A 13,302-nucleotide genomic window follows, 5' to 3' on the forward strand; every position below is an offset into this window, starting at 1 on the left:
AAACGCGGCCAGCATTTTACCGCATCACCCAGTGTCCGGCGCTCACTTCCTGATAATGCCGTGTTTCCGGCACAAATCCATTGGCACGCACCGGGCTCTTCAGCTCGCTGACGTCCACGTGCCGTTTTAAATGGCGGCGCGCCGGATCGGGCACCGGTACCGACGCGAGCAGTTTTTGTGTGTAAGGGTGCTGCGGATTCTCAAAAATAGCCGCGCGCGGACCAATCTCAACAATCTCTCCCAGCAGCATCACCGCCACACGATGGCTGATGCGCTCCACTACCGCCATATCGTGTGAGATAAACAGATACGACAGATTCAGGCTGTGTTGCAGATCGAGCAGCAGATTGATGATCTGCGCTTTCACGGTTACATCAAGGGCGGAAACCGACTCGTCGGCAATGATCATTTTCGGATCGAGCATCAGCGCACGGGCAATGCAGATGCGCTGACGCTGGCCGCCGGAAAATTCGTGCGGATAGCGTTTCAGCATGGTTGCGGGCAGGCCAACGCGCGTCATCAGTTCGGCCGCTTTGCTCTGTGCAGCGGCCTTACTGCCCAGCCGATGCTGTAAAAAAGGTTCGGTGAGGGCTTCCAGGACCGACATACGCGGGTTAAGGCTGGCAAACGGATCCTGAAAAATCATCTGCATGGCGCAGCGCAGCTTGCGCAGTTCTTGCCGGGAGAGGGCGAGCACGTCGCTGCCGTCAAAAGCAATCTGCCCGGAGGCCGGCTGCACCAGCCGCGTCAGCGAGCGGCCGGTGGTGGATTTGCCACAGCCGGATTCGCCGACCAGCGACAAGGTTTCACCCGGCAGCAAATCAAACGAGATATTCTCCACGGCGTGCACCGCACCGGTTTTACGGCTGAACAGCCCTTCGTGAATGCTGAAGCGCGTGCTGAGGTTCTTCACCGACAGCAGCGGCGTTTGCCCTTGTGGCGTCTGCCGCCCCTGCGCCACCGGCGCTTCGCCGTTGAGCGCAAACTTACGCGGTCCATCGATGCCGCGCATGGCACCCAGCTGCGGCACGGTTGCAATCAGCGTGCGGGTATACTCTGCCGCCGGGGCTGAAAAAATCGCGGCGGTGCTGCCGCTTTCCACCATCGCGCCCTGATACATCACCAGCGTTCGGTCGGCGACTTCTGCCACCACGCCCATATCGTGGGTGATGAACAGCACAGCGGTGCCTTCCTCCTCCTGCAGGGTCTTGATCAGGTCAAGGATTTGCCCCTGAATCGTGACGTCGAGCGCCGTGGTCGGCTCGTCGGCAATCAGCAGTTTTGGGCGCAGCGCCAGCGCCATGGCGATCATCACGCGCTGACGCATGCCGCCGGAAAAGTGGTGCGGGTAATCATTGAAGCGTTTGACCGCGTTGGGAATACGCACTTTTTCCAGCAGCCGGATGGTCTCTTCGCGGGCGGCACGTGCGCTGATTTTGCGGTGCGCGATCAGCGCCTCAGCAATCTGGTGACCGATAGTGAACGACGGATTAAGGCTGGTCATCGGCTCCTGGGATATCATCGCGATGGCATTGCCGCGGATATCGCGCATTGCACGTTCGCTCAGCGTGAGCAAGTCCACGCCGTTCAGCAGCACTTTGCCGCTGATACGTGCGTGACGGCTATTCAGCAGGCGCATGATCGCCATCGAGGTAACGCTTTTGCCTGAGCCCGACTCACCGACGATCGCCAGCGTTTCACCGGCCCCGAGGGTAAAAGAGACGTTTTTCACCACCTCACGCCAGCGGTCATCGCTGCGAAACGCGACGGTGAGATTTTCGATGCTCAGCACCGGCGGGTCAGCGCGATTCATTGTGCCGCCACAAAGCGCGCCGAGCGGGTGCTGACCGGCACAAAGGTAAAATCGGTATCGAACGGATAAGCCGGCTGCAGCTTGCGTTTCCGCACCAGCCGTTCAACGTACTGATCGACCACACCTTCCGACAGCGCCATCAGGTTGGGATTGGCAATCGGCGCCAGCTCAGGCGACAGGTAACCGGATTTTACCACCACAATTTTTGCCTGGCGCGGATCGAGTCCGAGCAGGGCGAAATCCGCCAGGTTGTGATAAGGACGACGCCGATCGGCAACCACCACGGTGATGCCTGCAATCTTCAGCAGCGCCTGGCGGGCAACCGAACGGGCATCATCACTCAGCAGCAGCACGTCAAACTCGCCGCTGACTTTGCCGCCGGCAGGATCCAGCGTGGCACCGATAGTCAGGGACAGTCGGGCGCCGACGCCCGCGGCGAAGGCCGCCTCCGTGGCCGGTTTATCGGTAATGCCGGCAACGATGACATCCTGCGCATTTTGCCGCAGCAGTTCGGCCAGTACATCGGCCCGATCGCCCACGCCGCCGCCGGTCGGGTTGTCACCGGAGTCGGCGAGAATCACCGGTCCGCCAGGGCTGGAAATCGCCATGCGTACGCACTCTTCAGTACTGCCGGTCACGCAGCCAAACACAAATTGCTCTCGCGCCTGCCAGTAAGCCAGCGCCAGTTTGGCCGCCTGCTCAGACAGCACATCGGCATCGGTACCGGTCATGATGGCGGCCGCCGTGGCGCGTGGCTCATCCGCCCAGACATAGCCAACCATCAGCGAAGCATCCCAGATATGTTCAAGTGCGTTAATCCCGGGCAGGCTGGCGTAAAGGCTTTTGGCCGGTTCATCTTCCGTGCTGGTGCGCTCGCCTGGCAGCACCACGGGGATCGGTGCCCACACCACACCCGGTCGGATGCCGCTTTGCAGGCTATTGACCAGCATTGAGACGGAGCGGCGCATGGTCTCTTCCACATCGATATGCGGTGCCGTGCGGTAGGTTGAAAACATATCGATCGCGTCGATGATGCGCTGCGAGACATTGCCGTGCAGATCGTAGCTGACGCTAATCGGACAATCGGGCCCGACCAGCTCGCGCGTCGCGCTAATCCAGTCGCCTTCCGCGTCTTCCATCCCTTCGACATATACCGCGCCGTGCATCGCCAGGTAAACGCCATCCACGGGCAAATACGCCTCAAGCCGACGGAGAAACTCCTGTTTGAAGGCATCATAGGTCACACGTGCTACCGGCCCACCGGCAATGGCGCGGGCGTGAAAGGTCGGCAGAAATTCGGCCGCGTAATCCTGCAGAAAGGCGAAATAGGGATTGGTCGTCATCGCTTCACCCCGCACGATGCGGAAATCGTCGGCGTAATTGAGCACCGGATTCCAGGTACTGCATTCAGTATGAATTCCACCATAGGCAATGCGCATAACAGACTCCGCTAGTCGGGTAAGTGAACGATAAAACGGTAAGCCGCCACACTGGCTGCGGCGCGGGCCCAGCTCAACTGATCAATCGCCATGCTGGCGATGGGCGTCTTGCCCATGATTGAAGGCAACACGTGACTATCTACCGCCTGCATCACCACGGTTCTGAGCAGGCCGTCGAACGCATCCGGCTGATGGGCGATGATAATCATCTCCGGATCGTTCATCTGAATGATATTGGCGATGGCGAGGCCAAGTGCGTCACCTGCCTGGTGCAGAATGGCGATCGCGGCGCTATTGCCTTTTACCGCCAGCGCTTCCAGTTCGGCAACGCTGGTGCAGGGCAGCTGTTTGTCACGCATGCTTTCACGCATCGCAGTGAGCGACGCCAGCGTATCAAGGCAGCCGCGTTTGCCGCAGCGGCACGGACGCCCGCCTGGCTCTACGGTACAGTGAGCAATTTCACCGGCCCCACCGTGCGCGCCGCGGTGCAGCTGTCCCTGAAAGAAGTGCGCGGAGCCAATGCCGTCGCCGTGGGAAATCAGGGTGAAATTCCGTGCCTTTTTCGCCACGCCGAAAATCTTTTCGCTGACCGCCAGAGCTTTGGCATCGTTTTCCAGTGATACCTCCAGACCGGTTTGCGCGTTAAGCAGTGCCGCCAGCGGGACGTTTTTCCAGCCCAGCAGGGCAGACTGGACGCACACCGCCTGGTTTTCATCCACAAAGCCGGAAAGCGTGACGCCCAGCCCGATGAGCTGATCGGCGGAGATGCCTTTTTGTGCAAGCAGGCCGGGAATGGCGGCGGCCAGCGCACCAGCCAGCAGCGCAGGATCGGGATTCAGCGGCATGTGGGTACTGGCCAGGATGCGGCCGTGCATATCTGTCAGCACCAGATACACATCGTCACCGAGCAACGACGCACCGAGAAAATAAGCGCTGTCGGCACGCATTTTTAATAACACCGAAGGCCGACCCTGACCGTTACTTTCCGGAATGCTCTCTTCAAGCAGTCCTGCGCTAAGCATCTCTTTGATTAATGTGCTGATTGCGGCTTTACTCAGCTTCATTTTTTCCGCAATTGCCGTGCGGCTCATGCCATGCGAAGCAATTAATAAACGCAGAATTTGTTGCTGATGAGCATTAAGCATCCGGGTTCTCACGGCATAGGCTGTATCTGGCCGACAATAATCAGCGGTGAAAACAAATTCAAGCGCATTTAGTTTATTTTCTGAATGCAGATCGAATTATAAGTAAAATATATGAACTGACATATTGGCTTTTGTTTGCAGAGTGTGCCTTATATAGCGTCGAGCCCGTTCTTCTGCTGCCGTTAACACAACCAATGCGTATGGCAGGCGATGGCGTGCATTGACGGTCAGTTGCCTGCCGGGCAATGACTCTTCACTCTTTGTCACTGATTCACTGAGGCCTTCATGCAAAGCACACTCAAGCATTTCAGGGTACTGACACTTGCCGCGGGTATTCTGGCGTCGTTTTCCAGCGCATCGGTTTTGGCTGCTCAGCTGGTCATTATGCAAAACGAACCGCCGCGCAGCATGGACCCGGGCAATCAGACCGCGACCTTTACCGGCACGGTGCTGGACCCGATGTATGAAGGCCTGACGCGGCTCGGTGACGATGGCAAAATCATGCCGGCCCTGGCGCTCTCCTGGCATGCCGACGACAGCGGACTGCACTGGGAATTTACGCTGCGTCCCAACGTTAAATTCCACGATGGCATGCCATTTAATGCCGATGCGGTCGTTGAAAACTTTCAGCGTCATCTGGATACGAAGCGCGGTCTCGCCGGAAGTGGGAAAATTCGCACCTTTATTCAGGACGTGCAGAAAAAAGATGACTTAACCGTCACCTTTACACTGAAGAAAATTAATCCGGCGTTTTTAACCGTGCTGGCCTCCGGTCCGGGATTAATGGTAAGTCCACAAGCTGACAAAGCCGGCACGATCAATAATAAAGCCGACGGTACCGGGCCCTATAAACTGGCGCAGTATAAATCCGGTGAATTTGTCCTGGAGCAGAAGAATCCGGACTATTGGGGCAAGTCTGCCGGGCCGGACGAAATAAAATGGACCTGGAGCAGTGAGCCGTCAGTGATGAATATGGCGCTGCAATCCGGTCAGGTCGATATTATTAACCCGGTGCCGCCGCAATTTGCCGGCATGTTAAAAAATAATCCCGGCGTGCAGTTAAAACAGTCGCCGGGCGCGGCGGTATTCTGGATCGATCTCAATACACAGAGTAAAGCCCTCAGCGATGTCAGAGTACGCCAGGCGCTGAACTTCGCGACCGACCAGCAGGCGCTGGTAAAAGCGGTGATGTTTGGTTATGCGCAGCCGGCCAATTCCCCGCTGGCGCCGGTCGATGCCAACTACGACAAAGCGTTGCATGACTATCCGTACGATGTGCAGAAAGCCAAAGACCTGCTTAAGGCAGCGGGCTATGCCGACGGCTTCGCCATGTCGATTGCCGTGCAGGCACCCGACGCACGCACCGCGCAGGTTCTGCAGGGTATGTGGAGCAAAATTGGCGTCAAACTCAGCGTGCGCCAGATGGAGAGCGGCGTATGGGCCAAAGCGGCGTTTGCCGATGCCAAAGAGAAAGCCGCGCAGGGTACGGACGCGGTGCTGGCGTCCTGGTCCTCGGGCCTGTACGGCTCGGATCTGCAGTTGCGTCCGCTGTATCACAGCAGCAGCTTTGCGCCCGGCGGGGCTAACCTCGGCTTCTTCAGCGACAAACGTACCGATGAGCTAATCGACAGCGCCGCCTCCACGCTCGACGATGCCCAGCGCAAAGCGCTCTATTTCCAGGCACAGCAGCAGATCAGCGGACTCGCCCCGCAGGTGCTGCTCTACTATCAGGACGATCTGTATGCGACGCGCAAAAATATCAGTGGCGTGACGATGCAACCGGGCGGCCAGATTGTGGTCCGTGATGCCGTGAAAAAATAGTGCTGATGGCTGATTGATATGAAAGCGTATGTCGCAAAAAAGGTGCTCTCGCTGCCGTTAATTATCTTCGGTGTGTCGATCATCGTGTTTATCGCCATCCGCGCGCTGCCGGGCGATCCGGCACGCCTGATGGCCGGCCCGGAAGCGCCGCAGGAAGCGGTGGACAGTATGCGCGTGCGGCTCGGGCTGGATCAGCCTTTGCCGCTGCAATACGTCAGGTTTGCCGGTGAAGCGCTGCATGGCAATCTCGGGCTGTCGCTGCAGTCGCAGCGTCCGGTGATGACCGAAATCAGCGAGCGCCTGCCGTACACGCTGTCGCTGGCGGCGCTGGCGTACCTGCTGGCGATTGCCATCGGCGTGCCGGCGGGCATGACCGGGGCCATTTACCGGCAGCGCATTCCCGATCAGATCGTCATGGTACTGACCATTGCCGGTGCCTCGATTGCGAATTTCTGGCTGGCGTTGCTGGCGATGAACTACTTTGCGGTACAGCTCGGCTGGCTGCCGCTACTCGGCGCTGATTCGTGGCGCAACTATGTGATGCCGACCGTGACGCTGGCGATTCTCCCGATGGCGATGATTGCGCGGATGACGCGCTCCAGCATGCTGGATGTGCTGAGTCAGGACTACATCCGTACCGCCAGAGCCAAAGGATTATCATCGGCCAGCGTTAACTGGAAACACGCGCTGCGCAATGCGCTGATACCGATTGTCACCATCGTCGCACTGAATTTTGGCAGCCTGATCGGGGGGGCAGTGGTCACTGAGTCGGTGTTTAACTGGCCGGGTATTGGCCGCCTGCTGGTGGATTCGGTGAAATACCGCGATTATCCGGTGATTCAGGGCGTAACGTTAGTGGCGGTAACCGGCGTGGTGTTGATGAATCTGGTGGGTGAGATAGTGATTGGCCTGCTCAACCCGAAAATAAGGTTCGACTGATGAACAGTTTCGACACGTCTCTCCAGCCGCCGCCCGCGCGCCGCCGCCGCCAGATCGTGAGGTTTTTGCTTGGCAACCCTTCCATCACGACCGGAGGCGGGCTGGTGCTGCTGGTGGTGCTGGCTGCCCTTTTCGCACCGCTGATCACTCACTGGGATCCCATCGAGCAGGATCTGTTGAACACGTTGCAGGCGCCTTCCGCTGCCCACTGGTTCGGCACCGATGATTACGGCCGCGATATTTTTGCCCGCGTCATCTATGGCGCGCGCATCACGCTGTTTGAGGTGAGTCTCAGCGTGGCCATCTCGATGGCGATCGGCATTCCTCTGGGCATCATCTCGGGGCTGGCCGGACGCAAAATTGATGCGCTGATCATGTGGCTGATGGATATTATTTTCGCCTTCCCCGGCATCGTACTGGCGATTCTGATTGTCAGCGTGCTCGGCGAGGGGCTGACAAACATGCTGATCGCCATTTCGTTGTTCTCGATCCCGGTGTATGCACGTCTGAGTCGCAACCTGACGCTGGGACTAAAAAATATGGAGTATATCGAAGCGGCGCATATGCTTGGCGTGCGATACCCGCGCATTATCACGCACTATATTCTGCGCAACGCCATTGGCCCGCTGATTGTGCAGTCGACGCTAACGGCTGGTGCGGTGGTGCTTTCTGCCGCCAGTCTGTCGTTTCTCGGACTGGGCGTGCAGCCGCCGATGCCGGAGTGGGGCACCATGATGAGCGATGGCCGCAACTTTCTCGGGCTAAATATTTACGTCTCCCTATTTCCCGGACTGGCGATTTTGATTACCGTGCTCGGTTTTAATGTGCTGGGCGACGGCCTGCGCGATGTAATGGATAAACGTTTATGACTCACCCGCACTCAACCGTGATCTGCCTCGATTTGGGCGGCTCCTTTATCAAGCTTGGCGTGATGGATGCGCAGGATCGGCTAACGCTGCTCGATCAGCAAAAAATCCCGGCGACGGACTGGCAGGCATTTTGCGCCAGAGTCAGCGAGATGATCGCCGGGCAGCATAACCATTTCAGCAGCCAGGCGGCTGTCGCCATCTCTACGGCGGGCATTGTGGCACCGCAAACCGGCGAAATGTTTGCCAGCAACATCCCGGCTTTTCACCGGCGTAATCTGGCGCGGGAACTGGGTGAGGTGCTGCAGCGGCCGGTGATCGCGCACAACGACGCCGACTGCTTTGCCCTGGCGGAGGCGCTGGCCGGCAGCGGCAAAGGGCACAAAGTGGTGTTTGGCGCGATCCTCGGTTCCGGCGTGGGCGGTGGTCTGGTGGCGGACGGCCGCGTTATCACCGGACAAAACGGCCTGACCGGCGAATGGGGCCACGGGCCGATTACCCTCACGGAAGTGACGCTGGCGCATCGTCGCGTGCGCGTGCCGCGCCAGGCGTGCCCGTGTGGCCAGACAGGGTGTCTGGACACCTACGGCGGCGCACGCGGACTGGAAACGCTGCATCAGGTATTGCACGCTGAAAGCGCCAGCAGCGTGGAAATCATTGCCCGCTGGCAGCAGGCAGAAGCGCGGGCGCAGCAGACGATAGAAGCCTGGCTGCAACTGGTGAGCGAGCCGCTCGCCTACACCATTAACATTACCGGCGCATCGCGGGTGGCGGTAGGCGGCGGCCTGGCTTCGGTCACCCCGCTGATTACTGCGCTTAATGATGCGGTGCAGCGCTGCGTGTTGCGCAGCACAGCGCATGCGCTGGTGGTGCCGGGCGAGTTTGCCCATCAGGGCGGCATGGTGGGCGCGGCGCTGCTGGCGCGGCAGGCGCTCAGCGCGTCCTGAGCTTTTGCCCTTTCGCCCGTTGCTGGCGCTTTTCGGTTACCGTGTTGCGCTCAAGACTTCGTTGAACCCGATTCAACCTTAAATGCGCTAAGCTTGACGCGCTAAAACCCGCAGCAAAGAGGCTGGTGAACAGACACTGTCGCCAGCCTCTTTGCTGTTTTTTTCACCTGCGGTACGGAAAAAAACATGTCATCAGTACAACCTCAACTCTCTCAGCTCCCGGACGAGGCCTCGCTGCCGCGTCACAGCGTGCCAAAAGCGCTGTTCGCGCTGGGCACCGGTGGATTTGCCATCGGCACCGGTGAATTTGTCATCATGGGCCTGCTGCCCGATGCGGCGAAAGGCCTGAACGTCACCATTCCTGAGGCCGGCCATCTCATCAGCATTTATGCCCTCGGCGTAGTGATTGGCGCGCCGCTGCTGGCTATTCTCGGCGCGCGGGCTTCACGGCGTAATTTCCTGATGACGCTAATGGGCCTGTTTGCGCTGGGTAATCTGCTGAGCGCTGTCGTGCCGGGCTACCCTGCGATGCTGGTGGCCCGTTTTCTGGCGGGCTTTCCGCACGGCACCTTCTTTGGCGTTGCGGCGCTGGTAGCGGCAGGACTGGTGGAGCGCGCGCGGCGCGCGCAGGCGGTGTCGATGGTGTTGCTGGGATTAACCATCGCCAATCTGATTGGCGTACCTGCCGTTACCGCCATCGGCCAGTGGTTTGGCTGGCGTGATGCGTTTGCCATTGTTGGCGGACTGGCGCTGCTGACGCTGCTACTTGTGTGGCTTTGGGTACCCAAAGTGGCCGGTGATAAGCAGGCCAGTCCACTGCGCGAACTCTCGGCGCTGACGCGCAAGCAGGTCTTGCTGACGCTGGCGATTGGCGCGATTGGCAGCGGCGGCATGTTCTCGGTATTCAGTTACGTTAAACCCACCATGATGGAACTGGCCCACCTGCCGGAAAATCTGGTACCGGCGATACTGGCGCTGTTTGGTCTTGGCATGATTATCGGCAATCTTGTCGGGGGACGTCTGGCCGATCGCGGGCTGGAGAAAACCATCCGCATTATACTGGTGTGGTCGCTGCTGGTATTGAGCGCGTTTGTGTTCGCGGCGCATTATGCGCTGGCGGGCGCGCTTAACGTGATGCTGGTCGGTACCATGGTGGCGCTGGGAAGCGTGCTACAAATCCGCCTGATGGACGTGGCCGGTGATGCACAAACCCTGGCGGCCGCACTTAATCACTCAGCGTTTAACATTGCCAACGCGCTGGGGGCGTGGCTCGGCGGCATCACCATTTCCGCCGGGCTGGGCTGGCAGTCCACCGGCTGGGTTGGGGCCATTCTGTCCGTGCTGGGGCTGCTGATTCATGCCGTTGCGGTGCGCGATGCGCGCCGGACGCCGGCGCTCGCCATAAAATAATTTTTACCGCGCGGGAATAAACGCCGCGCTGGTTCGTCTTATGCCCACTTTTCCTTACTGAGTTGGCTAAGATGAACTTTAAACCTACGGTCAGACATCTGCCGTTGTTACTGCTGGTGGTCATTATTCCCGGATTACTGCTGGTGCTGTTTCTTGCTGCAGGCGGCTGGCTGACGCCGCAGCGCCTCAGTGCGCAAAGTCTGGTGCAGTCGCTGCAGCAAAACAGCGGTGTGCATCCGGGGTACCGGCGCAATCATGCCAAGGGCGTGTGTGTTACCGGTGATTTTACCTCCAGCGGCAACGCGGCGTTTCTGTCACGCGCCAGCGTTTTCCAGCCGGGTACGGTGCCGGTGATTGGCCGCTTTGCCATTGCCGGCGGTAATCCGCACGCGCCGGATTATGGCGTGCCGGTGCGCAGCCTGGCGCTGGAATTTCAGCTGCCGCACGGCGAGCAGTGGCGTACCGGCATGAACGCGCTGCCGTTTTTCCCGGTCAGTACGCCGCAGGCTTTTTACGATCAGCAACAGGCCAGTCGACCGCTGCCGCAGACTGGCAAACCTGATGCGCAAAAGCTGATGGCGTTTACCGTTGCCCATCCCGAAGTTAAACCGTTCTTTGCCTGGGTGAAAACCCATGTACTGGCCGCCAGCTGGGCGCAGGAGCAGTACAACAGTCTGAATGCCTTCCGCTTTACCAATGCGCAGGGGGAAACGCGCTTTGTGCGCTGGAGTCTGGTGCCGCGTACGCCATGGCAGCCGATCAGCGCCGCTCAGCAGCAGCAGCCGGATTATCTGCAGAGCGACCTGCACGACCGGCTGGCGACCGCACCGCTGAAGTGGGATCTGGTGATCAGCGTGGCTCAGCCCGGCGATGCGGTGAACGATGCCAGCAAGGTGTGGCCAGCCGATCGGCAGCAGGTTGTCGCCGGTACGCTGACGCTGCGCGACAGCAGCCCGCAACAGTGCGGCAGCTGCAATGACATCAATTACGATCCGCTGATTCTGCCGCAGGGCATCAGCGGTTCGGACGATCCGCTGCTCAACGCGCGCTCCGCCGCTTACGCGAAATCTTTCAATCTGCGCACGGCTGAACAGGCGCGCCAGCAGGAGAAAAAATCATGAGTCATCAGACAACCCTGTTTCATCCGCTGCTGCGCATCGTACACTGGTTGATGGCGCTGGCCGTGCTGACCATGCTATTTATCGGCGTGGCGATGGTGGCGGATATCTCGGCTGCCCATTCGCTGCTGCTGGCGATACACAAACCGCTCGGCGTGGCGATCGCGTTGCTGGTGGTCGTGCGTATCGGGCTGCGGCGTTACTATGGTGTGCCCGCGATGCCCGCGTCGGTGCCGGGCTGGCAGCAAACGGTGGCACATTTGACCCATCTGGCGCTCTATTTACTGATGCTGGCGCAACCACTGGTAGGCTGGGCGATGCTGTCGGCAGGCGGGTTTCCGGTGACAATTGGCGAGGGGCTGGTGCTGCCGCCGCTGCTGCCGGTTAGCGTGGAAAGTTATGCCGTGCTGCGCCCGTTACACTCGCTGCTGGCGTTTAGCCTGTTCGCGCTGATCCTGGCCCATCTGGCTGCCGCGCTGCTGCATGGTCTGATTTTACGTGATGGCGTGCTGAGTAGCATGACCGGCCTGCGCCGGGTGCGAGAGCAAAAATAATGTCTGCATTGAGCGATGACGAAATCCGCACATTACTGCCGCATTTGCAGCGTTTTGCGCTGGGGCTGACGCGTGAGCGCATGGCCGCTGAGGATCTGGTACAGAACACGCTGGTCAAAGCACTGGACGCGGCGCGCGATGACACGCGCAGTCTGCGTGCCTGGCTGTTTTCCATTCTCTGGCATCAGTTCATTGATGGCGAACGCCGCCGCAAGCGCTGGCAGGCGATTATGACGCTGTTCAGCCGCGCCGAGCCCTTTGCCGAGTCGGCTGAGCATCACGCCATCGCCGATGAGATGCTGGCGCTGTTCGCCCGTCTGCCGGCTGACAGTCGCGCATTGCTGCTTTTAGTCAACGTTGAAGGCATGCGTTATCAGGAAGCGGCTGACACGCTGGAGATTCCGCTGGGCACCGTGATGTCACGGTTGTCGCGGGCGCGCAAACAGTTGCAGCACATGACCGAAGGCCTGCCGGCCCCGGTGACGTTGAGGAGATTAAAATGAGTATCCCGCCCGATGAGAACCAGCTGCACGCCTGGCTGGATGGTGAACTGGATAGCGCCAGCCATCAGGCCATCAGCGCCTGGCTGGCGCAGCATCCTGACATCGCCGCTCAGGTAGAGGGCTGGCGTCAGGACAAGCTGCGCTTGCAACAAAGCCTGCAGCGCAACATGGCGCGAACCGCTTTTACGCCACTGCAGCCGGCACAGCTGCGCCAGCGGCGTGCGCGACAGCGTTATCAGCGGCTGGCGCTGGCCTGCTCGCTGGTGCTGGCGTTAGGGATCGGCAGTCTGTCCGGCTGGCAGATGACTGAACGCTTACAGAATCACCCGTTACCGATGGAGGATGCGGTACAGGCTTACCGGTTATTCGGCGATGGCGCGCAGCAGGCGACGATGGACATTAGCACCCATCAGACGACACAGCTGGCCAGCTGGCTGGGCCGCTATTTTATCAACGGTACGCTGCCGCCCAATCTGGAGCGCTTTGGCTATCAGCTCATCGGCGCGCGCCTGATGGCGAATGAGCATGGCGCCTCGGCGCTGGTGCTGTATCAGACCGCCAGCGGCACGCGCGTTGGCTGGTACATTCGTCCGCAAACCGTGCGGCTGGAAAAGGGGTCGCGCCAGGCGGACAACCTGGTGGCGCAATACTGGAGCGATCGCCATTATAACTATGCGCTGGTGAGCCCGATGAGCGGCGAAGCGGCACCGGCACTGCGTGCTGCGATAGGCAGCGAAGTGGGCTAAT

12 protein-coding genes are annotated in these 13,302 nt (G+C 59.7%); 9 read left to right on the forward strand and 3 right to left on the reverse strand.

Going from position 1 to position 13,302, the window contains the following annotated elements:
• Nucleotides 1-16: 16 nt before the first annotated feature.
• The 3 genes from F3I21_RS10925 to F3I21_RS10935 are packed head-to-tail and all read right to left on the reverse strand — an operon-like array spanning nucleotide 17 to nucleotide 4,397.
• Complete coding sequence (locus tag F3I21_RS10925; RefSeq protein WP_150058884.1) at nucleotides 17-1,813, reverse strand: ABC transporter ATP-binding protein; 1,797 nt, start codon at nucleotides 1,811-1,813, stop codon at nucleotides 17-19.
• Entirely contained in the window at nucleotides 1,810-3,252 is a 1,443-nt protein-coding gene (locus tag F3I21_RS10930) for a M81 family metallopeptidase (RefSeq protein WP_150058885.1), read from the reverse strand. Before F3I21_RS10930 ends, F3I21_RS10925 begins: the two co-directional genes overlap by 4 nt.
• Nucleotides 3,253-3,263: 11 nt before the next feature.
• A complete protein-coding gene (locus F3I21_RS10935; protein WP_150058886.1) occupies nucleotides 3,264-4,397 on the reverse strand; it encodes an ROK family transcriptional regulator in 1,134 nt (377 codons plus the stop codon).
• A 285-nt stretch (nucleotides 4,398-4,682) separates the two neighbouring features.
• Here F3I21_RS10935 and F3I21_RS10940 point away from each other — a divergent pair, with 285 nt between their 5' ends.
• The 9 genes from F3I21_RS10940 to F3I21_RS10980 all read left to right on the forward strand — a co-directional run bounded on the left by F3I21_RS10940 (nucleotide 4,683) and on the right by F3I21_RS10980 (nucleotide 13,301).
• The gene (locus F3I21_RS10940; RefSeq protein WP_150058887.1) at nucleotides 4,683-6,218 is read left to right on the forward strand and encodes an ABC transporter substrate-binding protein; all 1,536 of its coding nucleotides are present in this window, start codon (nucleotides 4,683-4,685) and stop codon (nucleotides 6,216-6,218) included.
• Between the two features lie 18 nt (nucleotides 6,219-6,236).
• The gene (locus F3I21_RS10945; protein ID WP_021508908.1) at nucleotides 6,237-7,157 is read left to right on the forward strand and encodes an ABC transporter permease; all 921 of its coding nucleotides are present in this window, start codon (nucleotides 6,237-6,239) and stop codon (nucleotides 7,155-7,157) included.
• On the forward strand, nucleotides 7,157-8,026 hold the full coding sequence (locus F3I21_RS10950) for an ABC transporter permease (RefSeq protein ID WP_150058888.1): 870 nt from the start codon (nucleotides 7,157-7,159) through the stop codon (nucleotides 8,024-8,026). Before F3I21_RS10945 ends, F3I21_RS10950 begins: the two co-directional genes overlap by 1 nt.
• Nucleotides 8,023-8,970, forward strand: a complete 948-nt coding sequence (locus F3I21_RS10955; protein ID WP_150058889.1) for an ROK family protein — start codon at nucleotides 8,023-8,025, stop codon at nucleotides 8,968-8,970. The genes F3I21_RS10950 and F3I21_RS10955 overlap by 4 nt, the downstream gene beginning before the upstream one ends.
• Nucleotides 8,971-9,156: 186 nt before the next feature.
• Nucleotides 9,157-10,380, forward strand: a complete 1,224-nt coding sequence (locus tag F3I21_RS10960; RefSeq protein WP_150058890.1) for an MFS transporter — start codon at nucleotides 9,157-9,159, stop codon at nucleotides 10,378-10,380.
• Nucleotides 10,381-10,451: 71 nt separating this feature from the next.
• Complete coding sequence (locus F3I21_RS10965) at nucleotides 10,452-11,501, forward strand: catalase family peroxidase (protein WP_150058891.1); 1,050 nt, start codon at nucleotides 10,452-10,454, stop codon at nucleotides 11,499-11,501.
• A complete protein-coding gene (locus tag F3I21_RS10970; protein ID WP_058781059.1) occupies nucleotides 11,498-12,052 on the forward strand; it encodes a cytochrome b in 555 nt (184 codons plus the stop codon). The genes F3I21_RS10965 and F3I21_RS10970 overlap by 4 nt, the downstream gene beginning before the upstream one ends.
• A complete protein-coding gene (locus tag F3I21_RS10975) occupies nucleotides 12,052-12,555 on the forward strand; it encodes a sigma-70 family RNA polymerase sigma factor (protein WP_150058892.1) in 504 nt (167 codons plus the stop codon). Before F3I21_RS10970 ends, F3I21_RS10975 begins: the two co-directional genes overlap by 1 nt.
• On the forward strand, nucleotides 12,552-13,301 hold the full coding sequence (locus F3I21_RS10980) for an anti-sigma factor (protein ID WP_150058893.1): 750 nt from the start codon (nucleotides 12,552-12,554) through the stop codon (nucleotides 13,299-13,301). Before F3I21_RS10975 ends, F3I21_RS10980 begins: the two co-directional genes overlap by 4 nt.
• The last annotated feature ends 1 nt before the right edge of the window (nucleotide 13,302 follow it).

The organism is Pantoea sp. B_9, from assembly GCF_008632015.1.
Classification (GTDB): domain Bacteria; phylum Pseudomonadota; class Gammaproteobacteria; order Enterobacterales; family Enterobacteriaceae; genus Pantoea; species Pantoea dispersa.